Annotated in this window: 23 protein-coding genes and 1 pseudogene; 7 read left to right on the forward strand and 17 right to left on the reverse strand. The window is 43.9% G+C overall.

Annotation, left to right across the window (positions count from 1 at the left end; translation table 11 throughout):
• Nucleotides 1-433: 433 nt before the first annotated feature.
• From QUA90_RS06235 to fmdA, 5 genes and pseudogenes are all read right to left on the reverse strand, one after another.
• The gene (locus QUA90_RS06235; protein ID WP_333083754.1) at nt 434-580 is read right to left on the reverse strand and encodes a 7-cyano-7-deazaguanine synthase; all 147 of its coding nucleotides are present in this window, start codon (nt 578-580) and stop codon (nt 434-436) included.
• A gap of 395 nt (nt 581-975) precedes the next feature.
• Nucleotides 976-2751 (reverse strand): annotated as a pseudogene (locus tag QUA90_RS06240) (ATP-binding protein).
• Between the two features lie 235 nt (nt 2752-2986).
• A complete protein-coding gene (locus QUA90_RS06245) occupies nt 2987-3112 on the reverse strand; it encodes a hypothetical protein (protein WP_333444415.1) in 126 nt (41 codons plus the stop codon).
• A 395-nt stretch (nt 3113-3507) separates the two neighbouring features.
• A complete protein-coding gene (locus QUA90_RS06250; protein ID WP_333444417.1) occupies nt 3508-3771 on the reverse strand; it encodes a zinc ribbon domain-containing protein in 264 nt (87 codons plus the stop codon).
• Between the two features lie 269 nt (nt 3772-4040).
• A complete protein-coding gene (fmdA, locus tag QUA90_RS06255) occupies nt 4041-5216 on the reverse strand; it encodes a formamidase (RefSeq protein WP_333444419.1) in 1176 nt (391 codons plus the stop codon).
• 203 nt (nt 5217-5419) lie between these two features.
• Here fmdA and QUA90_RS06260 point away from each other — a divergent pair, with 203 nt between their 5' ends.
• The 5 genes from QUA90_RS06260 to ureC all read left to right on the forward strand — a co-directional run bounded on the left by QUA90_RS06260 (nt 5420) and on the right by ureC (nt 10487).
• A complete protein-coding gene (locus QUA90_RS06260; protein ID WP_333444422.1) occupies nt 5420-6295 on the forward strand; it encodes an urease accessory protein UreD in 876 nt (291 codons plus the stop codon).
• 162 nt (nt 6296-6457) lie between these two features.
• Nucleotides 6458-6760, forward strand: a complete 303-nt coding sequence (gene ureA / locus QUA90_RS06265; protein WP_015179363.1) for an urease subunit gamma — start codon at nt 6458-6460, stop codon at nt 6758-6760.
• 34 nt (nt 6761-6794) lie between these two features.
• Nucleotides 6795-7112 (forward strand): urease subunit beta, encoded by a 318-nt coding sequence (locus QUA90_RS06270; RefSeq protein WP_333332554.1) that lies wholly within the window; start codon nt 6795-6797, stop codon nt 7110-7112.
• Nucleotides 7113-7444: 332 nt separating this feature from the next.
• The gene (locus tag QUA90_RS06275) at nt 7445-8596 is read left to right on the forward strand and encodes a glycosyltransferase family 61 protein (protein ID WP_333332777.1); all 1152 of its coding nucleotides are present in this window, start codon (nt 7445-7447) and stop codon (nt 8594-8596) included.
• Between the two features lie 154 nt (nt 8597-8750).
• The gene (gene ureC / locus QUA90_RS06280; RefSeq protein WP_333444425.1) at nt 8751-10487 is read left to right on the forward strand and encodes an urease subunit alpha; all 1737 of its coding nucleotides are present in this window, start codon (nt 8751-8753) and stop codon (nt 10485-10487) included.
• 227 nt (nt 10488-10714) lie between these two features.
• Here the strand turns inward: ureC and QUA90_RS06285 are convergent, their stop codons facing one another.
• The 4 genes from QUA90_RS06285 to QUA90_RS06300 form a co-directional block, all read right to left on the reverse strand.
• On the reverse strand, nt 10715-11185 hold the full coding sequence (locus QUA90_RS06285; protein WP_333444427.1) for a hypothetical protein: 471 nt from the start codon (nt 11183-11185) through the stop codon (nt 10715-10717).
• Nucleotides 11186-11588: 403 nt separating this feature from the next.
• Nucleotides 11589-12398: a calcium-binding protein gene (locus tag QUA90_RS06290; protein WP_333444429.1), complete on the reverse strand. Its 810-nt coding sequence runs from the start codon at nt 12396-12398 to the stop codon at nt 11589-11591.
• A gap of 151 nt (nt 12399-12549) precedes the next feature.
• Nucleotides 12550-14226, reverse strand: coding sequence for a S8 family peptidase (locus QUA90_RS06295; protein ID WP_333444431.1), 1677 nt, complete (start codon nt 14224-14226; stop codon nt 12550-12552).
• A gap of 171 nt (nt 14227-14397) precedes the next feature.
• Nucleotides 14398-15294, reverse strand: coding sequence for an aspartoacylase (locus tag QUA90_RS06300; RefSeq protein ID WP_333444433.1), 897 nt, complete (start codon nt 15292-15294; stop codon nt 14398-14400).
• Nucleotides 15295-15538: 244 nt separating this feature from the next.
• Here QUA90_RS06300 and QUA90_RS06305 point away from each other — a divergent pair, with 244 nt between their 5' ends.
• Complete coding sequence (locus tag QUA90_RS06305) at nt 15539-16444, forward strand: LysR substrate-binding domain-containing protein (RefSeq protein ID WP_333329189.1); 906 nt, start codon at nt 15539-15541, stop codon at nt 16442-16444.
• Between the two features lie 701 nt (nt 16445-17145).
• On the opposite strand, the gene crn3 is transcribed toward QUA90_RS06305, so the two are convergent.
• The 7 genes from crn3 to QUA90_RS06340 all read right to left on the reverse strand — a co-directional run bounded on the left by crn3 (nt 17146) and on the right by QUA90_RS06340 (nt 23493).
• Nucleotides 17146-17478: a CRISPR-associated ring nuclease Crn3/Csx3 gene (gene crn3 / locus QUA90_RS06310; RefSeq protein ID WP_333083735.1), complete on the reverse strand. Its 333-nt coding sequence runs from the start codon at nt 17476-17478 to the stop codon at nt 17146-17148.
• Between the two features lie 52 nt (nt 17479-17530).
• A complete protein-coding gene (locus QUA90_RS06315; protein ID WP_333329186.1) occupies nt 17531-18460 on the reverse strand; it encodes a DUF192 domain-containing protein in 930 nt (309 codons plus the stop codon).
• 19 nt (nt 18461-18479) lie between these two features.
• Nucleotides 18480-20210 (reverse strand): NAD+ synthase, encoded by a 1731-nt coding sequence (locus QUA90_RS06320; protein ID WP_333329183.1) that lies wholly within the window; start codon nt 20208-20210, stop codon nt 18480-18482.
• Nucleotides 20211-20297: 87 nt separating this feature from the next.
• Nucleotides 20298-20591: an isochorismate lyase gene (locus QUA90_RS06325; protein WP_333083730.1), complete on the reverse strand. Its 294-nt coding sequence runs from the start codon at nt 20589-20591 to the stop codon at nt 20298-20300.
• Between the two features lie 70 nt (nt 20592-20661).
• Nucleotides 20662-21411, reverse strand: coding sequence for an NrtR DNA-binding winged helix domain-containing protein (locus QUA90_RS06330; RefSeq protein ID WP_333083729.1), 750 nt, complete (start codon nt 21409-21411; stop codon nt 20662-20664).
• Nucleotides 21372-21971 (reverse strand): nicotinate-nucleotide adenylyltransferase, encoded by a 600-nt coding sequence (locus QUA90_RS06335; RefSeq protein WP_333388903.1) that lies wholly within the window; start codon nt 21969-21971, stop codon nt 21372-21374. The genes QUA90_RS06330 and QUA90_RS06335 overlap by 40 nt, the downstream gene beginning before the upstream one ends.
• A gap of 118 nt (nt 21972-22089) precedes the next feature.
• A complete protein-coding gene (locus QUA90_RS06340) occupies nt 22090-23493 on the reverse strand; it encodes a nicotinate phosphoribosyltransferase (RefSeq protein WP_333444435.1) in 1404 nt (467 codons plus the stop codon).
• Between the two features lie 501 nt (nt 23494-23994).
• On the opposite strand from QUA90_RS06340, the gene QUA90_RS06345 reads away from it, so the two are divergent.
• Nucleotides 23995-24144 carry an isochorismate synthase gene (locus QUA90_RS06345; RefSeq protein ID WP_333083725.1) on the forward strand — a complete coding sequence of 50 codons (150 nt, stop codon included), beginning with the start codon at nt 23995-23997 and terminating at the stop codon, nt 24142-24144.
• 747 nt (nt 24145-24891) lie between these two features.
• Here QUA90_RS06345 and QUA90_RS06350 read toward each other — a convergent pair.
• Complete coding sequence (locus tag QUA90_RS06350; RefSeq protein WP_333444437.1) at nt 24892-25089, reverse strand: hypothetical protein; 198 nt, start codon at nt 25087-25089, stop codon at nt 24892-24894.
• Between the last annotated feature and the right edge of the window lie 106 nt (nt 25090-25195).

The following is a 25195-nucleotide window of genomic DNA, read 5'->3' on the forward strand; positions in this document are numbered from 1 at the left end:
TGAGTGGCAGTTTAAAATTGCATAACTATTATAAGCTATTTGGAAGAAACTTTCATTAAAATAGATTATCCGTTGGTTAAGCTTCTGTCAACTGTTGTGGCCAAATTATTAAGAAAATTTTTATCTATAGGTTTTATGGTTGGGAGCATAAGGCAGCGGATCTTGTAAACCTAACTCCTTAAACGCTGCCCGACTTAACTCACAGGAATCGCAAACGCCGCCAGCAACTTCACCGCCGTAACAAAACCAAGTTTTTTTTGCAAGGCACTCCCCCATTATTGCCTAATTTAATGATTTCTGTCTTTTTTAGCTCAATCAGAGGTATTAAGATAGAGAGTGCATCACGTTCTTTCCCCTATTGTGCCCCTATCCGAAATGCTTCTTGAATGGCTTGAATATAATGGGGGCGACCGTCCCGATAGCCGGAATAATCTCAAGTGTTGATACTAATGTAAACGCGATCGGCGTTGAGAGTTTCGGCCCCGGCGATGCCAAAACTTAGAAAAATTGTATTGCGATCGATAACGTAGGTGATGGGGAGGCTTTCGGACATTCGATCGAGGGTACAATCCCGTATCACCAGGACGCCTCAAGAGGACTTTGATTGTCTAATTTTTACAAGTCCCGTTTTTTAAGAAGCGAGACAGAATTTGTCAAAAGTTTAAATAGCGACAACGAACCTGTTAAAGTCACTGCTGTACTTTTGTGGTCAAAAAAGCTGCTAGAATCTTTATATAGCGAGCGCTTCAGTTAATCTTATGGAGACGGGATTAATTTTTAAAAGCGACAAATAATATGTTATTCGACACTAATTGCCATCTCATGCCCGGTAAAAAAAACCATGATGTCTGTAGGGACTGGTTCACCAATATCTGTAATATAAGAATATAAGTTATATATCCCGTAAACCCGGCATAATCGAGACTTCACAACCTTGACTCCAGACAAACAAAAACGAAGTCGCCCCGCGTGATATTACGCAGCAACTGGCAAAGTAATCACAAATTCCGTGCCCTGTCCTATTTGAGAATTTACCTCAATTTTGCCTTGATGCTTGGCAAGGATTTGATAGGAAATAGCCAATCCTAATCCAGTACCTTTACCGATCGACTTTGTAGTAAAAAATGGGTCAAATATCTGTTAGGTACTGGCGGACGCAATTCCCGGCCCGTTATCCCGAATCTTGACCGTGACAGTATTGTCGGCTGTAATTTCCGTGCTAACCCAAATCGTTGGCGAATAGCCTTTATCTGCCTTTTTCACCTCTTCCAGCGCATCTATTGCATTGCAAATAATATTCATAAATACTTGATTCAGTTGCGCGGGATAGCACTCAACCGCAGGCAACTTGCCGTATTGTTTAATAACTTGAATACCTTGTTTGAGCCGATGATTGAGAATGACGAGGGTGCTATCTATTCCTTCGTGAATGTCGGCTGATTTCATTTTTCCGTCGTCCGATCTCGAAAAATTCCGCATGGATACGACAATTTCGCGAATGCGATCGGCCCCCATTTTCATCGAAGAAAGGGTTTTTGGTAAATCTTCTCTGAGAAATTCGAGTTCAATGTCTTCGATGCGCTCTAGAATGGCATCTGGTGGGTTGGGATAATATTCTTGATAGAGAGTTACCAAACCTGCCAAATCTTCGATGTATTGGTTGGCATAGTCAATGTTGCCGCCGATGAAGTTGACGGGATTGTTGATTTCGTGGGCTATCCCTGCAACCATTTGACCGAGAGATGACATTTTTTCGGTCTGAATTAATTGGGATTGAGTTTGTTTGAGTTCTTTTGTATACTCGCTAACTCGCTGAATCAATTGATTGAAAGACGCCGCTAAAACTCCGATTTCGTCGTCTGTTGTGACTGGTACTTGCAGGTTAAAATTCGATTCGCGAGTGACTTGCTGAGCAAAATTAGTAACGGTTTCGAGGGGTTCGGCGATCGCGCGGCTGGTTTTGTCCGCCAGCGCGACGGCGATGAGTGCGGAAATTAGCATACTTCCGAGAATAATTCGGTTTCGCAAACTTCCAGCTTCTTCTAATGCTTGGGTTCCTTGCTGTTTGTGAATTTCTACTGTAGAAATTAGCTCGCTTAAACGTTGAGCAAGGTGATCTAGTGCGATCGCCTCTTGGCCGCTGCTAGTCCTCAACATTTGTAGCTGTGCGGACTCGATGCTGTTGGGCTGCAAATTCCAAACTTCCGCTTCTTTTAACTGCAATTTAATTAGCTGACCGTAGTAATCAATGACGAGAGCAGATTTCTTCAAGATAGCCTGCAATGTGGCCTCTTCTGTTGCTAGTCTATCGGGATTTTCTCGTGCGAAAGATTCAATTTCTGCAATCAGGATTTTTGCTTGATTGATTTGCCCAATAAAGCGATCGTGTTCGTATTGCAGCCCTACGGCGTTTCCCAAAACGACTGGAAATCTCGCCGCGTGCGATCGGGCTTCAAATACGGTATTTTGCAAATTTTGCAGCAGTTGCTGCTGCTGCCCAGCAACATTCACCTGAACTAAAGCTTGCTTGCGAAAGTAATCTCCCAATGTCAGTCCCGCACCAGTTCCCAAAATCGCTATGCCGATAGCTAAAGCATAGCCATAGCTAATTTTTTGACCTATCCGCAAATGGTTAAATCCTCCCTTCAGCCCAGTTAAATTAATAGATGAATGCTGTAAAAACTTTTTTTTAGCAGAGGTTTCTTGCTCTACTTTGCTATCTAGGGACTGAGTGTGGGTAAATAATAACATTGGCAGTTCCTCCCAAACAAATCAGGAGTAAGGAGCGAAGAAAAGCAAAATGCACTTATGCTGAAGGCGAAAAACAGTTTTGAGTGTTTAATTTTGAATTTGAAAATTTTTAACTCAAAACTTAACTCTTCCCCTAGTATCTCTGTTTTTAGACTAAAGTGCTTGTGATCTCTATCAACCATCTATGTGATTAGACGCCAATTTACAAAAATTATGATTACAGCGATTAGTATTTTTAGTCAGTTGGGACACAAGGCCCAACTACCGGTTCTCCCCGTTTTTCTTTTTGTGCCAGTTCTAGGTTTAATTCCAGCACATTTGCTAAAATATCGTCGCTGTCAGTAAATCCGTAAGCTTGCATTACATTAGCGATCGAGCTTAGCGTGGAGTTTATAAAGTTGACTGGTTGGTTCTTCAAAAAATTTATTGTAAAGTTGAGTAATTCCCCACTGTTTAGCTGACATTTGTTGAGTGCGGTACAGTGAAGTAGTAAGATCGAAGCGCGATCGCCTTTCTCATTCCTAAACGTTTTCCGTTTTAATACTGTAGCAGGTTCAATATGACTTAAATTATGCAGTTTATGATTATGTTATCTTGACCAAGAAATAAGTACAAAATACTTCCTTGGCCCGCCAGGGACTTAAGTCCCTGTCTAATAGCAAAAGTCGGTTTCAACCGACTGAAATACTAACTTTACAGTCCTCTTTTAGAGGACTTCAGCTTTGAGGCAGGGGTTGAAACCCCTGCCTGACTGGATCAGTGACCGATCATCCAAGGTCGTCCCCCTCGGTGTTCGCGATTCCGCTGCGGTTTAGGTTCCTCAGAACGCTTAATTACCTGTGGTTCCCGATTTTCTTGACCTTTCAACCGCAGCTTTCCAGTTAGAATCATCGGCGGCGAAAAGATGCGTTTAGCAACAGTTTCGCAACTCGGGCAAAGCACCGGTATATCTGCTTCTGCAAGAGGGCGCCACTTATCAAAAGTGCCGCAAGTTTCACACTTAAAATCGTAAAGAGGCATATCAATTTTTGATGGTAGATTTGGGATGCAAGGACTAGGCGGCGGGCCACACATTGTGTCAATTTAAGAATGAAACTCTATGTATATCTCGCTTGTATGAGAGTCTCGATCCCCCTAAATCCCCCTTAATAAGGGGGACTTCAAGAAGGATCTTGTCCCCCCCTTTTTAAGGGGGGTTAGGGGGGATCGGAAGGCTTATAAACTCAGCCAGCAGACTGATACTACTTTGTTAATTTGACACCAATGACTGGCCCGGCCCGCCCTACTAATTAAGACGGCAGAATATCCATCTGGAAAATTTCTGTCGGTAAAGCAATCGTGCAGCAAGCATTCGGAATATCCACAATGCCGCTGATGCGACCCTCAACCGGAGCACAGCTTAATAGCAAATACGCTTGTTCTCCGGTAAAACCAAACTTTTTCAAATATTCGATCGCATTCAAACAAGCTCGCCGGTAAGCAACATGGGCATCCATATAATACTGTTTGCCAGTAAATTCATCAACAGAAATTCCTTCAAAAACCAGGTATTCTGAATAGCGCGGTTCCACCGGCCCTGGTTTGAAAATTGGGTTGACCATTGCGTATTTATCCATACCGCCTTTGATAATATCAACGTGGAGGTCGATGTACCCCGACATTTCAATTGCCCCGCAGAATGAAATCTCCCCGTCTCCTTGAGAAAAGTGAATATCTCCCATCGAAAGTTTTGCGCCTTCGACATAAACCGGAAAGTAAATTCTCGAACCCCGCGACAAATTTTTAATATCGCAATTGCCGCCGTGTTCGCGGGGAGGAACAGTGCGTGCCGCTTCCGCCGCAACTCGCTCGAATTCTGCCCCTTGCAGCGACCCCAAAACTGCATTCTGGGGGTTCGGCAGTGCTGCTAAAGGCGGCACTCGATCTGGATTTGTTGCTACTAATTCCGCTTCCCGTTTGTTCCATTTATTCAACAATTCCTGAGAGGGAGCGCAGCCGATTAAACCCGGATGAGTAATCCCAGCAAACCTGACTTTTGGTATGTGTCTGGAAGCGGTATAAATTCCCTGAAAATCCCAGATTGCTTTAGCAGCAGTCGGAAAATGTTCGGTCAAGAAACCGCCACCGTTTTCTTTAGCAAAAATTCCCGTAAAACCCCATTCGTCTCCTTGCAAAGCCCCGATATCGAGGATATCGACTACTAAAATATCCCCCGGCTGCGCGCCGTTAACGTAAATTGGCCCGCTCAAAACGTGAACTACTGTTAAGTCTACATCGCGAATGTCGTCGGGATTGTCGTCATTTTTAATTTGTCCGTCTGTCCAGTCTTTGCACTCGATGCGAAATACATCGCCGGGATTGACGGAAACTACTGCTGGAATATCTGGATGCCAGCGATTGTGACCGACTAATTCCTGTTCGGACATCGGTTTGGTCAAATCAACTTTGAAGAGAACTTGAGGCATATTCTGCACTCCTCTAGTTACTGATTTTTACATGGTACGCGCATCTTCGCCGATCTGATGGTTGATAAATGTAAATTATTATACTAATAAGTGCAGAAACCAAAAATATTTCCGATAACGATTATCATTATTTAACTAATTGCAGGGAAGCGCCGCAGTCGTGGTATGTTTTTGATCGGGAATGTTTTTAAATTAAAAAATTAGTGACTGAAAATTTGACCAAACAACATATAGATCAAGTTAAAAATGGCTGGCACGGCAGCCTGAATTTAGCCTACGCTAACCGCAGCGGTGCAACTCAAATCATTCACAATCAAATGCAAGCGCCCCTCAAGGTGCAGCGCCCGTTTTATCCTGAAGGGAAAGAGATTTGCCACAGCGTCATTTTGCACACGGCTGGGGGAGTTGTCGGGGGCGATCGACTTTCCAGTCATTTTCACCTCCAACCCAACGCCAAAGCCTTGATTACCAGCGCCGCTGCTAGTAAAATCTATCGTAGCAGCGGACTAGAATCACAACAAAATATCGACATCAAACTAGAAGCCGATGCTAATTTAGAATGGCTGCCACAGGAAACAATAGTTTTTGACGGCGCAATATATCGGCAAAATTTGCGGGTAGAATTAGCACCAACAGCGAGGATTTTACTGTGGGAAATTACCCGATTTGGACGCAGTGCTAGGGGCGAAAAGTTCTTGTCGGGAGAATGGCGTTCGCACACCGAAGTCTGGCAACAAAACAGCCCTTTATGGATTGACAGACAATTGCTCAAAGGTGGAGAAAAAATGCTCGAAAGCCCTCACGGACTCGCAGGAAAACCCGTAGTCGCCACCCTCGCTTGGGTAGGCGAACCCGTCACCACAGAGTTCGTGGAAAAAGTGCGAAATTTGCCATCAGAGGCCAGCATTTATCCTGGTAATTCCACCGTCGGCGTGACTCGTATTCCTAACGGTTTGCTGTGCCGATATCGCGGTACATCCACCACCGCAGCGAGAGACTGGTTTGTCAGCATTTGGCACTTGCTGCGCTTGTCTTATTCACAACGCCCTTGCTGTTTGCCCAGAGTTTGGATAAAATAGGATGATATTTGAGTTTCAATGTATAGTTGCCCTCCTAACTAGATTATTCATCTCTCTCTTCTCTGACTCTGCGCCCTCTGCGCCCTTTGCGGTTAAATCATTCACAAAAAACCGTAAAAGATATCATAATCAAATAATGCGATCGCACTTACAAGAATAAAAATGCAACTCACCCCCCAAGAAAAAGACAAACTGCTGATTTTCACCGCAGCCCTGGTAGCAGAGCGGCGGAAACAACGAGGTTTAAAATTAAACTATCCAGAAGCACTAGCCTACATTTCCGCCGCCATTCTAGAAGGAGCCAGAGACGGCCTCACCGTCGCCGATTTAATGAGTTATGGAACCACTCTCCTGACGCGGGAAGATGTGATGGAAGGGATACCGGAAATGGTGCATGAAGTCCAGGTTGAAGCGACTTTTCCCGATGGAACTAAACTCGTTACAGTACACGATCCGATCCGTTAAAAAAATCAACCACAGAGACTCATAGGAGGAAAAGATGATTCCAGGAGAAATGATTATTTCAGCCGGCGAAATAGAACTCAATGCAGGGCGTGAAACAGTGCGGTTGCTGGTAGGAAATAAAGGCGATCGACCCATACAAGTTGGCTCGCACTATCACTTTTACGAAGCTAATGAAGCCTTAGAATTTAATCGAGAACAAGCAAAAGGAATGCGATTGGATATTCCGGCGGGAACAGCAGTTAGATTTGAACCCGGAGATGAAAGGGAAGTGCAATTAGTGCCGTTTGTAGGTAGTCGTCAAGTCTACGGCTTCAATGGAAAAGTGAACGGTCATCTGGATGCTGAAGTATGAAACCAGATGAGCGTTCACGATTGTTGATTTGGGAATTAGAAACTTTTTAACTTCAAAGTTCTGCCAGTTTCCAAAAAAAAATGCAACTGTAGGAAATATCCACACCATGATAGTAATAAGTTATCCGCAATCCCCAATCTAACATGGTATCACTTCCAGCCCTATGCCTGGAGAGTGACAAAGCCATCTCACAACTTTTTCTCTGCCTTCTGTATAAGTGCCTTCTGGCTTTCTTTTGTTAGTTCAATCTCCGACTTTTGAGCGAGTTAAAATTTGCATTTTGTATCTATAGTGGTGGTAAAAACTGCAAAGATATACAGCAAAAGTGCGTGATGAACCCCAAATTAGTTGACCAGATCAAACAGACATTGAAGCAGAGCTTGCTGGCAACATCAAGGCGTGTCTGGAGAACCCCGTTAGACCGGCGCACCAGCATCAAATTGTTAGATGACAGCATCCTTTACAAAAAGCAGCACCAACCTATCAATATACCCGCATTAACCTCGGTTAAAAAAGTGCCTTCTCGGTTTTTTGCCACAGAAAAACCCGTGTCTTTTGACCCAGATTATGTGTGGAAGATTACCCTCAATCAAAAAATAAATTCTCTAACTATTTGTACGTCTGGCAACACGCTGCTGAATAAGAAGTTGCTTTTAGACTTGGATTTTCGGATTAGCGGTGCGGGCATTCTGGAATGGCCTTACAAACCTAACCAAATTACCTATCCGCTGGTAGTTGCTCCTTGGTCGCATTTGTGGTGCAGTTATTATGATTTTATCATTTTTGTGCTGGCTAAACTTTGTCGAATTGAGGAGGCTTTAGGTAAGGAAATTTGGCAAGAAGCTAAAATTTGTTATCCTTTACGACATACAGATTTTGAGTTGGGCTTTATGACCAAACTCGGTATTCCTGAAAGTTCACTAATCGACACTCAGGCTAGAGATACGGGATATCATGCAGAAAGTGTGGTGGTGGGAAACAATCAAGACTGGTATTTTCCCAGTCCTTACGATATAGAGCTTTTGCGGAAAAAATTCTGTCTTAAGGAAAAGGTAAAGCCTTATAGAAAACTTTATCTGTCGAGAAGCGGCCGACGCAAGGTTAAAAATGAATTACAAGTGCGAGAGGTTTTGAAAGAATTTGATTTTGAAATTTTGGAAGATATCTCGCGCAGTGTTGATGAACAAATTCGTCTGTTTGCAGAAGCGGCGGTGGTTGTCGGCCCTCACGGGGCTGGTTTTACAAATTTGCTGTGGTGTCAGCCGGGAACGAAAGTATTGGAATTCTTTTATGGAGGGTACACTCCGCCATATTTCTATTACATTTGCCAGCTATTGGGATTACAATACTCCCGTATGGTTGAGGACAATAATGTAGCGGAAGATTGGAGTTTCATTGGCATGGATATGACGGTGGATGTGGAGATTTTGAAAAGGCAAATCCAGAAAATGCTGGAGGAAAGTTGCCCCTTGATAGCATTTTAGATTTTCGATTGGCAAAAATTGATGCCGATCGGGGTTTTAAAGCTTGCCTAATGTTGTAGTTTTTTGACTTTTGCAGATTAAGGAACTCGTCACATACTATAATTCAAGTGGGTCTCAACTGCTAACTAAAAAATTATTAATATTAGGAGCGAGCATGAGTTACAGAATGGATCGCCGCGCCTACGCGGAAACCTTCGGGCCGACTGTGGGCGATCGCGTCCGGTTAGCCGATACAGAATTATTCATAGAAGTGGAAAAAGACTTCACAACCTACGGGGATGAAGTGAAGTTTGGTGGCGGCAAAGTCATCCGAGATGGCATGGGACAGTCGCCTATTTCTAATGCAGACGGTGCTGTTGACACGGTAATTACTAATGCTTTAATATTAGATTGGTGGGGAATAGTTAAAGCAGATGTTGGGATTAAAGACGGGAAAATTTACAAAATTGGCAAAGCTGGAAATCCTTACATTCAAGATAGGGTAGATATTATTATCGGGCCTGGGACTGAAGTAATTGCCGGTGAAGGAATGATTCTCACGGCTGGGGGAATTGACACTCACATTCATTTTATTTGTCCGCAGCAAATTGAAGTGGCGATCGCCTCTGGAATCACGACAATGATCGGCGGCGGCACTGGCCCCGCAACGGGTACAAACGCCACAACTTGCACTCCCGGGCCTTGGCATATGTACCGAATGCTGCAAGCTGCTGACGCTTTCCCCGTAAATCTAGGGTTTTTAGGTAAAGGAAATACCAGTCAACCGCAAGGATTAATTGAACAAATCTTTGCCGGTGCAATGGGTTTGAAACTCCACGAAGATTGGGGAACTACACCAGCAACGATCGACACTTGTTTGAGTGTAGCTGACGAGTACGATGTGCAAGTTGCAATTCACACGGATACTCTCAATGAAGCGGGATTTGTGGAAGCTACAATTGCGGCTTTTAAGAATCGAGCTATTCATACTTACCACACTGAAGGTGCTGGCGGCGGACACGCACCGGATATTATTAAAGTGTGCGGACAAGCTAATGTTTTGCCTTCGTCAACTAACCCGACTCGCCCTTACACTGTCAATACTTTAGAAGAACATTTAGATATGTTGATGGTTTGCCACCATTTGGATCGAGGCATTCCTGAAGATGTGGCTTTTGCTGAGTCGAGAATTAGAAGGGAAACTATTGCTGCTGAGGATATTTTGCACGATTTAGGTGCGTTTAGTATGATTTCTTCTGATTCTCAGGCGATGGGAAGAGTGGGAGAGGTGATTATTCGGACTTGGCAAACGGCACATAAAATGAAGGCTCAAAGGGGGAATTTACCCCCCCTAACCCCCCTTTACCAAGGGGGGGAAACAGAGGAAATTAACGATAATTTTCGCGTGAAGCGGTACATTGCGAAATATACAATTAATCCGGCGATTACTCATGGAATTAGTCAGTATGTCGGTTCGGTGGAAGAGGGGAAATTGGCGGATTTGTGTTTGTGGCGGCCGGCTTTTTTTGGGGTGAAGCCGGAACTGGTAATTAAAGGAGGGGCGATCGCCTACGGGCAGATGGGAGATGCTAACGCCAGCATTCCCACGCCGCAACCGGTGCATATGCGGCCGATGTTTGGCAGTTTTGGCGGTGCGATTGGGGCGACTTGTCTGACGTTTGTTTCCCAAGCTGCGCGCGATCGAGATATTGCCGCACAGCTCGGTTTACAAAAGCCCACTGTAGCAGTTTCCGGCACGCGACAAATTAGTAAAAGAGATATGAAACTCAACGATTATTTGCCACAAATGGAAGTCGATCCAGAAACTTATGAAGTGAGGGCGGATGGGGAATTGTTAACTTGCGAACCGGCAACAATTTTGCCAATGGCGCAGCGGTACTTTTTGTTTTAACTGATATCTTCCACCATTGTCAGCAACAGGCAAGATGCCTGTTCAACAATAAAATTTATATTTTGTGTAACAAACATCTTGCCTGTTCATAAAAGGCTAACTGACAATTGTGCAATATCTCAGTTTTAACCAATTATACAATCATGTAGTGGCGGGTTTTATAAACAATATTTTTCAAAAATAGACAATCTCAAAAACCCGCCCCCACCCAACAGCAAATCTTCATCTTACTTCCATTCTCGATTTGATTTCGTGTTAGAAAAATTGAGCGATCGCACTATCAAACTCTGACACAAAAACAAAAAATAAAGTGCAATATTAATCCCGCTCAACAGCTTCGGAATTCCCTCGACCAAGCTCGAAACAATCTCGTTTTTTAAGGGCAGCGCTTCTGCAAAAAAGGCAACAAATAACAAACCTACGCCACTCAGCAGTAAAGCATAGGGAGTCGAGGGAATTTGCCTCCGAAAAGTTAATCCGTATGCAATTGCCAGCACGGCGTAAAATATGACAATTGTCCCTTTCGGAAAACCCGCACGTCCAAGATGAACGTGGGTGCGAAAAACTTCATTGAACAGAAAGCAACCTGCAAACAGTGCCGAATATAAAATAAATCGATTTTCTGGGCGGTCTGGTTGAATAATTCTCAGCAATCCAAAGGTAAAAGCGCACACCATTACCGATAAATAAAATAACATTTGAAACGCCAAAAAAAAGAAACCTGCACCCGGATACGTGGCAGAGCAAGGCGGCAAAAATAACCCTTTTACCGAAGACCCGAATAAATTCAGACACGCCGTCACTATCCCTACTAACACTAAAGTTAGACTGTTTAAAAACAACACAGTTCTGTAACTTGCCATAATTTAATACTAATTCTCCAAAATCATGCAACTGTTATGAGTTTTTGGTTTGTTTCCTGAAAGACTGTATGCACGCTACAGCTACTGTTGCATGATTTTTTAGAATTAATATAACATCGGGATTTTCAATTGCCAACAGCGGTAAGGTACGCACTGTGCAACCTACATAATACCAAATCGGGTTGGGAAACCCCGCCATATAATGCTAATTGCCACAACTGGCAAAAATTGCTTTAACTTAGAATTCCTGAACCGAGATGATGCTGTTTTGGAGTCTATCGGGCGTTATACCTGGAACAAAACCTAGGAAATCTCCGGTATTCCTGAGTTTGATGAGAGTCCCTGAAAGCAATTGCGGTGGAGGATTTAACTCAGATGGCGTCATCAAGATTTTCACATCTTCGGGCACATCAAACTGTATAAAAATAGTTGTAGTGGTCAACTCTTCCAAAACTACATCGTTAGGTGTCAAACCACTTGCTAATCCAATCCGATCGAAACCCAATCTGAAATGGTTAATCAGATCGGCTTGATTGATATCAGTAACTCCGGGTTCAGGTTGGAGAACGTATAAAGTTCTTCCCGTCCATTTAGGAGTAGTGCTACCGACCCCAGTAACTACACCTGATAAGAAGTCTCGACCCAAACCTCCAACCAGAGTATCATTGTCGTAACCGCTGTAGAGAATGTCATTGCCTCTACCGCCCAATAAAATATCATCGTCTCCGTTATCTATAATCCAATCCGCATCTTGACCCCCACTTAAATAGTTATTTCCCTCATTTCCTTGCAAAAAGTCTTTCCCTCTTCCTCCAAATAAAGAATCATCTCCCTCATCCCCTCTGAAACTATCTTCCCCGTCATTACCAAATACCAAATCATTAGCTAAAGATCCGTGAACTGTATCGTTACCTCCGAGCATCCAAATTCCTGAAGGGAAGTTAGTTACTCCTCCAAATTGGGAATTAACATCGTATAAATCAATGAATTCGGATTTCTCTTCGCCAATTAAGCGGGGTATTCCTGATGGATCTGTTCGTAAAGTCATAAGTTCGTTTCTCCTTGCGATGTCTCAATTTATTTTTCTACTCAGGCAAAGCTTCCGACTTTTATGCAAAAAAATAAGTTTTATTTTTTCAAACACAGATTGCGAGAAAGTTTTGCCAGTAATTACAGGGATGTTTCTGTACGGGCAGTTTCTAGACAATTACCCAGTTTGGATTGGCTGTTGCAGTCAAAATTTGCTCAATCTGAGCCGGAGTTAGATTCGGATTGGCATTCAAAACTAAAGCCGCTACACCCGCCACGTGAGGGGCTGCCATCGATGTGCCGCTGTAAGTTTCGTAGGTGTTATAGGGAGTTGTAGAAAAGATGTCTACTCCCGGTGCAATTAGGTAATCCAAAGGTCGGGAACCTGCACGGTTAGAGAATTCATCCATCCTGCCATTTATATCAATTCCTCCCACAGCAATTCCGAAGCTATCGGCATTACGAGCTGGATAGTCTGGTTCATAAAAACCATCATTTCCTGCTGACATGACGACAACAACTCCTTTGTTAGTGGCGTACTGAATTGCCTCATTAACCTCCATGCTAGGCGACCAGCCACCAATACTAAAGTTAATTACATTAGCTCCATTATCAGCAGCATAGCGAATTCCAGCAGCCAAATTATTAAAGTTCCCAGAGCCAAATTCCGGCAAAACTCTCACAGGCATAATCTTTGCATTGTAGGCAACTCCAGTTATGCCAAAATCATTTCGTTCGGCCGCGATCGCACCTGCTACGTGAGTCCCGTGACCGTCGAAATCCCCATCCATTGGGTTGTTGTCGTTCCACACAAAATCCCAACCCCGAATATCATCAATATATCCGTTGCGATCGTCGTCAATTCCGTTATTGGGAATTTCACCCGCATTCTGCCAAATATTGGCATCTAAATCGGGATGGGTGTAGTCAACACCGCTATCGACGACAGCTACAACAATCCCATTTCCGGTAATTCCCCCCTGCCAAACTTCCGGCGCATTTACCATGTCTCTTGCCCAATCATTCCCGCCCAAATTAGGAACTTCGGGGAAATTAACGGGACTGTTAAAAGTGCCGGCTACTGCTGCATTTGCATCCACTAAACCGTATCCGTAATTGCTGCTAAAACCAGTACCAGGCGTTGCAGCCAGATTCAGGTTGTAATTCTTATAGTCAAAGTAACTATAAACTGCGACATAGTAATCTCCAGGAGTCAGGTTGAAGAAATTTATCTCGCCGGATGCACCTGCTGAGGCATAATCGCTGCTAAGAAGTTCATCATAATCAGCCTCACCGTTGCGATTTTTATCTTGAATCAACTCGATTGCTGCCCCATTCAAAACATCGATACGCAAGCTTAAATCGCTATTGTTGTTAATAGTAAAGCGGTAATAATCATCGTTATCGTCAACTCCGACAAAATCATTGAAGGTGAAGCGATTGTTATCAGCAACACCAATATTGCGTGCAGTTGCTAAGGAGTTGCCTGGGTCTGATAAATTCAACTGATTAGCCGTTCTCGTTCCTGTTAGGGGCTCTGTGCCGACAGCGATCGCATCTGAGTTCGATTTTGGTTGAGCAGCAGATGTACCGCTAGCGGCTCGATCGTTGGCTGAGTAACGGAGCAGCTCGCTTTTTTGGGATACTATAAAATCTGCTATTTGTTCTTGTTCCCTGATGGCGCTCGCTGTCAAATTATCAGTGTCAAGGCCGTTGCTAGGGAGGCTACCGTTAAATTGACTGGATGCAGTGAAAAAATTAAGCTGACCGCTGTTACCAAAGGTTGTTAATGCTGCTGTGAGCTGCTGTTCGCGATCGATTGCCAATATACCGAGCGTACTTTCCATAAATTCACTCCTGATAATTTGAGATTCACTGGTGTTTAGGGGAGACAATGCTTGATTTTAAATTAATTAACATTCTTCCATCGGCGAGATGATAAGTCAATTCATAAATTCATTGCTTGAGTTCATAAAAGTCATAACCCTAATTTCATAAAAGTCATATTTTTCGGCAAGTTATGCCGTTTCAAGGTGAAGCTGTTGTTTTTTCGTCAAAACCATCGCTATGTGTTTTTCGTAATAGGCAGCTTCGTTAATGAATACAGGGAAAACAGTAGATTCTCCTTGATAGGGGAGTGATTCTCCCGTAAATGTGAGAAACATCGGTTCACCGGGATGTAAGGGTTCATAGTCTTTGAACTGAAGTTGGGGATGGATCGCAGCTTGCAGTTCACCTACTGAATTTCTGGGATAGTCTACTGAGCCGATCGCCTGATATACAGTTAAATATGATGGTATATGAAGCGGCTTTCCCTGATTTTGTGCATCGAGATAATCCAGAATGGCGTGAACTAGCATTTCGGTTTGCTGAAGCTGACGGGCGTTAATGACTCCCTGGGCGATGGGCCCAACTTCTATGGTGCCACCGAAAGCAGAGAGCGATCGAAGCATTGGGGCATCCTCACCAGAATACTCTCCGAAACAAACTCGCAGTGAGGGCTCGATCTCACTCAAATAAGCTAATAATTGCAAATTGAATGGATGTTTGCTAGATGGTAAAATTGTCAGCCCCATGTTGGCCGTTGTGCTGTGAAGGTCAACGATCACATCAGCCCCATGTTCGTCTTTCGGACATAGTTGGGCGGAGATTTCCTTAGCACGTCTGTTCTCGTAACCCATCAAATCTGGGTTAGACAAATCTTCCTCGGCAAAGCAACGGTTCAAATCGCGATCGACATAACGCCGATTGCACTTTACCGCTTGAGGATTAGCTAATAGAGTAACCACCTCAAAGCTCGATCGTTTCAGTAAGTCTGGGAATTGTTGAAACTTCTTAATCAGATAAACCCCAGTCAACTCGTTTCCGTGGGTTCCTCCCACAACTGCAACTCGTCGAATTACTTGCGAAATCATGAATAATCCTCATTAAGCAATACTTAAATAGGTATTTTCTGCCGAAATTTATAACTATTACTTTCAAAATAAAGAAGTTATAGCTATATGTCAAATACTTTTTTATATATAACAATATACTTAAAAAATATAGTATTTAATCCCCGTTACAAAAGAGAATATAACTGTAGGCCCGTGCTCCAAACCATGATAGTAATCATTCATTCCCAATCATTCAATTCTCAAATCTAAAATCGTATAACCTATGGAACTTCGCCATCTTCGTTACTTCATTGCAGTGGCAGACGAACTGAGCTTTAGTCGCGCGGCAAAGCGATTGCACATTGCCCAACCGCCCCTAAGTCAACAAATTAAAGATTTAGAGGCTGAACTGGGTGTGAAGCTATTCGATCGCAAAAGTCACCCGATTCAGCTAACCCCAGCAGGACAGGCGTTTTTAGAAGAAGCTCGCGCAACTTTGGTACAGTTAGAACAAGCGGTACATAAAACCCAGCGCATTCATCAGGGTGAATTGGGTTATTTGACGGTGGGTTTTCCCAGTTCGATCGCGAATGGTGTCTTTCCAGAGATGCTGCGAACTTTTCGACAGCGATATCCAGAGGTAAAACTGATTTTGCAGGAAGAACATAGTGCTTTCCTAATTCAGAGGTTGCGCGATCGCCAGACTGATATCATTTTTCTCTATCTCTACCACGATATTTCTGAAGCCAATGATTTAGAAACGATGTCTCTCACGCAAGAACCACTTGTCGTCGTTTTACCCAAAAACCATCCGCTTACAGCCCAATCCAAAATTTCGCTTTCCGACCTAAAGGATCAAGAATTTGTAATGCCCCTTCATCAGATTGTGGCTGGCTTATCTGAGGAAATTTACCATGTATGTTCGCAAGCAGGGTTTGTTCCTAAAGTTGCTCAAACAGCCGTCTTTATGGTCACAATTTTGGGATTAGTTGCAGGGGAAACAGGAATCAGCATTCTGCCATCTCACGTACAGAATCTTCAACGCGAAGGAGTGGTCTATCGTCAGATTCAGGAACAAACGACAACCACTCAATTAACTGCTGTTTGGCGGCATAATCATTCGTCCACCATTTTGCAGCAATTCCTCAATATTATTAAAACCCTCTCAATTTATAGCAATCCTAAATGATTTGTGAGAAACAGGGCTAGGTAAAAAGCTTTGAAAAGTCAAGCAAGTAAGGTGCGTCGCCATCAACACTCTGCAAGTTTTATCCAAAATCTCGCAGATCCGCACCCTTCAGATTAACACCACACAATATAGCTGCTACTCTAGTTCATGAACCTGGAATATGGGGTATTAACTGTTACTTGCGGCAATTGGCGAAAGTAGAAAACAGGTTAAATTTTGTAACTCTCCACGCTTGTCATGTCTGCGCGCCAGCAAAAAGACAGTACCTAGTTATGCTTTTATCGCTGTCAATATAACTTTGCCCACTTCATGCAGCAACTGTTGGATACTAGCCTGCTATAGGGATTACTTGCGAGCTCATGTTCCATCCTACTTGCTTGCTAAAATTTTGAATTTGACCTTCACAAGTTCGACAACTAAAACCGCCGAGTTTCTGCCAAACTTCTAACTGCGAAGTCAATCCATATTTGCCATCCATTGCTGGATTGCATCCACATCCCATCCGCGCGGAGGTTCGGACAAAACAGATTCGCGCGGGTGTATGGCGCTCGACTAATATTTCTGAATAGTTGCTGCCTATTTTTTCTAGGCTATTATCCCATTTGGTTTGGCTATTGTCGTCAAGATATACTCAACTTAAGCCGGAGTAAGAGTCGGGTTGGCATTCAAAACCAAAGCCAGTACACCCGCTACGGAGAGTCTTAATCGCTCGGTAAACTCAATTTTAATACCTGTCCAACTGATACCTCGTGCTTGTGCGTCGCTACTACCACGGCACCTTCTAATCGCGGATCGTAACATCCCACCCAAGCCGCAGGATGACATTCATGTACTAAATACCCGTACAGCCAAATTGCTCCTCTACCTTCAATAACAATTCCTTGGCTTAATTGAACGTCTTGAGGAAGTTTCAAACCTTGTAAATCATCGGGTGTGATGATACCGTCTTGAGTTGTAATTCGCAAGCGCAAATGTTGGTAAGCTAAACCGTCTTGAGTTTGATGGGGGATTATTTTTAATTCAATAGGATTCATAGGATTCATTGGATGCAAAAATGTTGAATGCTGCGATAAAATCATATACCTTTTAGGGTAAATTGGGAATCCGATCGCCAACTTTGAGTCCCAATTGAGCCGCCCTTCCGCCTCTTAGTTCGATCACTCCGTCAACAGGAACATCCGGGCCGTAGTTGGGGCAGGTTTCGGTCAAACACGGCGGTACGTTAGGAATTATCGCCTGCACTACGCCTTCCCGCAGAAAAACCATATCGAGTTCAATAAACACGTTTTTCATCCAAAAACGCACGTTTCGCGCGGGTTCGATGGGAAAAAGCATTCCCCTGTCATCTGGCAATTCTGTGCGAAACATTAAACCTGTCGCTTGTTCTTGGGGAGTTTGCGCCACTTCCAGTCCGATCGCGCGATCGGCTATAATCGTGTTAACCGAAATTGGCAAAAGCTGACCCCTATCTATCCCGCCAAACAGCGACATAAAGTTGGATTCAGTCAGATTAGAATTTCCCAAAACAACTCCTAAGTAATTACCAGAGTTTTTGTCTTTCATAATAGTTTGGTTGTCGGAAACAGAAAGCTCTAAATCGCTAAAGTTGATGCCTTCTGTCAAGACAATTTTATCATTGCCGTTGCCAAAATCTGTAATTATATCGGCTTCAGTAATAGTAGATGCGGCAGAGGTTCTTTCAATCACAAATAAATCCTCCCCCGCGCCTCCTGTCAAGATATCCCCGCCTTCGCCACCTATTAGCAAATCGTGACCCCGATCGCCAAACATCCAATCGGAGTCTTGTCCTCCATAGATTGTATCGCTTCCCTGACCGCCAGACAGCGTATCAGCGCCTTCATTTCCTGCTAACAAATCATTTTCCCGATCGCCAAAAATTCGGTCATTTCCCCCCAAACCTTGAACAGTATCATTACCCGCAAATCCTCTAATCGTATCGTTGCTGAGAGTTCCCAGGAGAAAATCGAAGCCGAAACTACCGTCGATGTTAACCATTTTGCGTTTAATGATGCGTTTAATAGAAGGAAGATTTGGCGATCGGCATCCGCCAACCGGTACCAAAAGCTCGATCGCTAATTTTCAAACCAGGGGCTGCTTGCCGCCGTTTAAACTCCGCTTGCCTCACTAATTTTACTACACGTTTAACCACCGCTTCATCGTGTCCTGCAGCCACAATTTGTTGAACCGATTCGTGATGTTCGATCAACCGCTGCAAGATGTCATCCAAAACATCGTAATCCGGCAAAGAATCTTGGTCAACTTGTCCCGGTTTCAGTTCAGCACTCGGCGGCTTAGTAATAATATTAACCGGAATAATTTCCTTTCCCAAGTCAGCCTGATTTTTAATCTTCTCACTCCCAGAATTCAGCCATCGACAAAGCGAATAAACGCGAGTTTTCGGCACATCGGCAATCACCGCCAATCCCCCATTCATATCGCCGTAGAGAGTGCAGTAACCCACAGCCATTTCCGACTTATTCCCAGTCGAAAGCAGCAAATGTCCGAACTTATTAGAAATTGCCATCAACAGATTGCCTCGAATCCGCGATTGAATATTTTCCTCAGCAATCCCGAAAGTTGTATTGACAAACAAATTGGCGAGAGTGCGATCGTAAGTTTTCATCAAATCGCCGATCGGCAATAGTTCGATCGCGATGCCCAGATTTCGGGCTAATTCCAAAGCATCATTAACCGAATGATCTGAACTGTAAGGAGAAGGCATCAGCACCCCTAGAACATTTTCGGGCCCGATCGCGCAACTGGCGATCGCCGCCACCAAAGCCGAATCTATCCCGCCACTCAAACCGAGTACAACCTTAGAAAAACCGCACTTGCGGACATAATCTCGTACTCCCAAAACCAAAGCAGCCCAAATTTCTGCATCTCCTTCTGCCGGATGAAAACTTAAATCTGTTGTGGATCGGGCATCTTGCCCCATCCCGCCGCTGCCAACTAAATCTTGTTTAGCGGCGTCATATTCCAGCACCGCAAAATCCGTTTCAAAAGAAGCTAATACCTGAATCAAATCACCCTTTCGATTCACAGCAAAACTGCTGCCGTCAAAAATAATATCGTCATTTCCCCCTACCTGATTAGCGTAAATAATCGGTATCCCGCAGCGGATGACGCTGTGCTGCAACATCGCCGATCGCACTCCCCGCTTCCCCGCAGAATAAGGCGATGCCGACAAATTCACCACTAAATCTACACCCAATTTTGCCAGATCGGAAACAGGATCGCCCGCGTAACTGCGTTTACCCCAAAACTCCTCATTGTTCCACAAATCTTCACAAATTGTCACGCCGATTTTGACTTCGCCAATAGAAAAGTAATTGCTGTTTTCTCCCGGTTCAAAATATCTATCTTCATCAAATACATCATAAGTAGGCAACAAGCGTTTATGAAAAACTGTTTTGACGGCGCCATTTTGCAACAAAACAGCACTATTAAACAATGATTTTCCGCCGAGTTTAACAGCAGTAGCATTAGGTAAGGCAGTGCCTACTATGACTGCCAACTCCGGCGGCAAAGCTTGCGCCAGTTGCTGCAACTGTGCACCTGCATCTGCAATGAAACTCGGATTAATTAACAAATCGCGCGGCGGATAACCGATCAGGGAAAGTTCGGGTGTTAGCAATAAGTTTGCGCCCTCAACCTCAGCTTGTTTCGCCGCCTCCAGAATTAGGTTGGAGTTGCCCAAGATATCACCAATAGTAGGGTTGAGTTGTGCGATCGCAATTTTCATCTCACCAAATCACTTAATAAATATTGCTAACAGTCCGCTCGCGCGGACTCACTTTCCTATAGTCCTAGATTTGAATGTAGCGAAAAATTACTCAGATTTGTAATGTTTCAACTCTTCCTCAATATAATAATTTACCAAATCCCGGTAAATATTTTCAACCACATCAGGATTCAAACCCGATTCTTGAGCCCACTCGCGCCGCTGCTGTAACATATCGTGAAAGCGATCGAACGATCGAACACTAGCTTCACTCGTTTTGAACCTTGCTGCCGCGATGACGTATTGAAATCTCTTGCTCAAAGCCTCGATCACTTCTCGATCGATAATATCAATTTCCTCCCGAACTTCGTGAATATTAGCGCATTCATCAGGGTCTTTCATCGTCTGCACTCCTTAATAGCTTCTATTCTAATGTTACTAAATTGATCCCACAATGTCATCTAAGGAACAGCTAAATAAACACCAGTGGCTTATTTTTGAAAGGAGCAAAAGCGGCCGCATCAAAGCGGTACAAACTAGCAGGGCGGCCCGCCCCGCGCGAAACCTTAACACCGGTATCGCACAAAAAACCCAATTTCAACAATCGAGCTCTAAAATTAGAATAATCAGAAAAATTTTCCCCCAAAATAGTTGTATAAAGTTGATACAAATCGCTCAAAGTAAAAAGTTCCGGCAAAACTTCAAAAGCTACCGGGCTGTATTCAAGTTTGTTACGCAGTCGCCGATATCCGTATTCGAGAATTTGATTGTGATCGAAGGCAAGCTGTGGAACTTGTTGCACGGGATACCAAGCAATGCCGCCGACGCGGTGGCCCACACCCGCCACTACACTCCCAGCAATTAACTCAGCTTCCTCAAAGCGAACCAAAGCAAAATAACTAACCGAAAGATAGCGATCGCCCCTGGTAATTTCCCGAGGATCGCGCCCCGGTTCTCCAAAAGTATACAATTGCTCCAGATACAAATTTTTTACCCGAATTTTCTCAGACAAAATCCGGTAAGCCGCATTTTCAAGGGATTCTCCGTGTCGCACCAAAGTACCGGGAAGACTCCAAGAATCGATAAACGGTTCGTCTTGCCGCATTACCAACAGCACCAACAAGCGGTTCTGCACGGTATCGACGGAAAAAATAACATTATCTACTCCTACTTTAAAGTCAGCTAATGAGCAACCCTCGCTCTTTTTTGTGCCTCGTGCCATGCGTACAAATGCTCCCTATGGATGTAATCTTCGATGGTCGGAGTCAGAGCTTCCCTGTCTCCTTTTTCCCGATAGGAAGTAGAAGAAACATTGGGAGCACTCAAAGATGCGATCGCCACGTCTGCACCCATGCGCCTCAACTGCCACAAATCTAATTGCTCTGATGGATAACCGGGTCGCGGTACTATCAGCAGATCCACTTGTTTTAACAATTGTTCAAATTTGTACCAGCGAGACAGTTGCCCTACCAAGTCAGAACCGATTACCAGCGTCAAATCTGCATCCGGCCACAGCAATCTTGCTTGTTCCACAGTTTCCACAGTCCTCGGACTGCTGAGTTCTGGATGCAAGCAAAGATTGTGTCTGGGCGAATTAATTTCTTGAATGATTAACAGCAGCATTGCCGATCGGTGTTCTAGAGAAGTTTGGTGCGACTTAAAAGGATTGTCCGACGCCCAAACTGCTACCCAATCAAAATGTTGCGAAAGCCAACTCAGAATTGTTTTGTGTCCTGCTGTGGGTGGATCGGCACTGGTTCCAAAAAGAGCAATCTTCTGCATAGGGAATCGGTAATTGTTGACTGTTGACTGTTGACTGTTGACTGTTGATTGTTGATTGTTGATTTATGACTAATGACTAATGACTAATGACTACTGACTACTGACTACTGACTACTGACTACTGACTCTTTTTCGTTTTTTGAGTAAGACTCTGCAAATCTGTAGAAATTTCCACTGACGGCGAAATCGGGTTGTCAAGTTGGCGAGTTTCGGGTCGAAGACTGGCGACAGAAGCAGCAGTGCGTTTGGCGATCTCCTCCAAACTTTCCTGTTTCTGGACTCGTTTGCCATCCTTGACAACCAACTCCATTAATGGTAAGTAAGAATCACAATTGTGAATAGTTTCTCCCGACAATCCCAAATAATCTCCGAGAATTTGCCCATTTTCAATATGTCTAAAAATTTGCTTTCTTCCTGGATATGTTACCTTGCCGCTGGCCTCTTTCATCACCGGAATTCCGTCAATTTCCACCAATTTATAAACACCGTTGACAGGGGAACCGCTGACTAACTTGGTTCCCAAACCGTAACCGTCAATGCAAGCACCGCTACTTTTTAATTTAGCAATTTCTCGATCGTCCAAATCGCCGCTAGCAAAAATTGGAACGCCCGGAAGGATCGATCGAACTTCCCGAGACAGCACCGCCAAATCGCCCGAATCCAGCCGCACGCCTTCCAACTGCATTTCACCGCTGTTGACTCGATCGGCTAACATCCGCGCCGCCGCCACAGTATCATAAGTATCGATCAGCAGCGGCGCCCCCGGAAAATAGCGGTGAAAAGCTGCAAACGCCTGATTCTCGCTACCTTCGAGGGCAGCCACAGCCATTACCAAAGCATGGGCGATCGTACCGACAGGCTTGCGGCCCAACTTCAAAGCAGCCAAAACATTAGAAGTTCCGTCGAATCCCGCAGCCAGGGCAGCCCTAGCCGCCCAAACAGCAGCTTGAGGCCCAAAAGCCCTGCGCGTCCCGAATTCCAGCAACTTAGCCTCCGGGCCCGCCACATCCCGCAGCCGCGCTGCCCGCGTCGCAATCAAAGTTTGATAATTTATGGCATTCAATAAATAAGTTTCCACTAACTGAGCCTGCCACAGAGGAGCCTCAATTCGCAGCAGAGGCTCGTTAGCAAACACCGCCGTCCCCTCCGGCACCGCCCAAACATCGCCAGTAAAACGGGCTGTGGCGAGTAAAGTCCAAAATCGCTCCGGGGCGTCGGCAAAAATCCCAGTGGACTGCAAAGCCTCAATTTGCGCCGGCGAAAACCGAAATTTTTCCAAATAATCGATAACTTGAGCCAAACCCATCGCGATCGCGTAGCCAAAACCCTCTGGCAGCCTGCGCGCGAATAATTCAAAACTCGCGGCCCGCCCGTCGATCCCTTCCCCGACGTAACAAGCGGCCATCGTTAGCTGGTAGAGATCGGTCAAAAGGCTGTAATCTGCTGAAGAAACCGTTAGTTCCCGGTCTTCTAAGATTTCTTCAAAACCTGTGAGCTGCAGGCTTTCTGTCGCAGTTTCCATAAGAAAAACCCCGAACAAACTTCTTTTTTTTAATTATAGTGACAAATACCATATCTTTTTGTAAATATTTGATGAAGATTGCAGATATTTGTCGGCAAAATTCGCTTATTATGCCCTTGAATAGCGGATTTAGGTTAATTTTTCGATTAATATTATGGTAAAAGCAATATAAATACTGAATTTAACAAACTCAGGAATTAAGCACAAACACTCAAGCGTTCCGGGTTTTTTGCGAAAATATTTCGTTGCAGCCTTTGAATAGAGTTAGACAACCCGGTTTCTGAGCGTCGGGAGGGGCGATCGCGACTGCTTGACTTGAGTAAGGAAAAATCTACCAGCAAAAGGTCGATCGTCCAAAAATTCGTTATTTCTCAAACCTTCAGCTTGCTTCTATGTTGCAGACCAATAAGTAATTCAAATAAATATTGCTAAACTCATCCACAGCCCAAAAATCAGAGTAATATTAAAAGTATCAGAACTCAGACAAGAGAGGCAGATTCTATGAATCTTTCTAAATCTTTGACAAACGCAATGCGTTACGTTTCGGAAGCAGCGGTGCGGATTTTTAGCCCCAGCGATGACAACTATCCAAATAGTGGAGTTCAACCTTTTGAGGGTAAGCTTTCCAAAAGTTCTAAATCCAAAGAATGAACAGCCATTCCGGCAGTTTCTAGCGAGTTCGGCACAGGGATTCAGTTTAACAGTCAACAGTTAACAATTAACTGTTGACTGTTAGCTGTTGACTTGGCACTTTTGACTTAGGACTTTGACCAATAATTTCTTGATGGTACCCGCCACGTGATTTATCCGTGGAATCAATCCAAAATCTAAAATCTAAAATCCTCAAGCCCCCGAATTTATCCGTGGGGTCAATCCAAAATCTAAAATCTAAAATCTAAAATCGAATGACTGTTAATAGTAATTGTAGGTGTGGTTTCCCTTCCTTCTACCCCACCTACAATTACCAATCACCAATTACATTGAACTTCCCAAATGGACAAAAGGTATATTCAGTGTAGTAAGCTTTTAAAAGAAAGATTTTGGCGTTGCTGATTCAGGGTATGAAAGGCTAAATATGCAAGTCATAGAAACCAGTATTCACAAAACTTCGGGATTTTTAAGTGATTTTTTTCATACGCTGATTAAGCAACGCCTTTTTTGTAGATTTATATAATGATTTAGACCTGCTATGGATCCAGGATCTGGTTTACAAGATTATTAGTTCTAGTTGATTATGGTTGGTAAAAACCGCCCCTACAGGAATTAGGCTCGATTCACACGTATATGATATGAGGTAAATAAAAACCCAGTTTATTTAAGAAACTGGGTTTCCATTGATGTTTTCTGATTGGGTGTTTAAACTCAGCGGAAGCGCGATCGCTTATAGTTACAAGCCGCTCATTTCCCGAAATAGGACTGCAAGTAGTTAATCAGTTGCGTGGATATGCGGGGTTTCAGATAGTCCGGCACTGGGCCTTCGATTGTAATAGTACGCATACCACCTGCGATCGCTTCGAGTTCCAAGTCGCTCAATTCTCGATAGGTTGAGTTTTCCGGTGTAGATGTTGCTTTTTTTATGATGCTTTCACTTCGCATGGAAGTTACTCCTTGTGGATTTTTTATAGCTAGTACAGCTCGGCGTAAGTAGACAGACTATATTTGTGGTAGAATAACATAGTTAGTTTAGACCAGTTTCGGTAGG

The organism is Microcoleus sp. D3_18_C4, assembly GCF_036702355.1.
In the GTDB taxonomy this organism is placed as follows: domain Bacteria; phylum Cyanobacteriota; class Cyanobacteriia; order Cyanobacteriales; family Microcoleaceae; genus Microcoleus.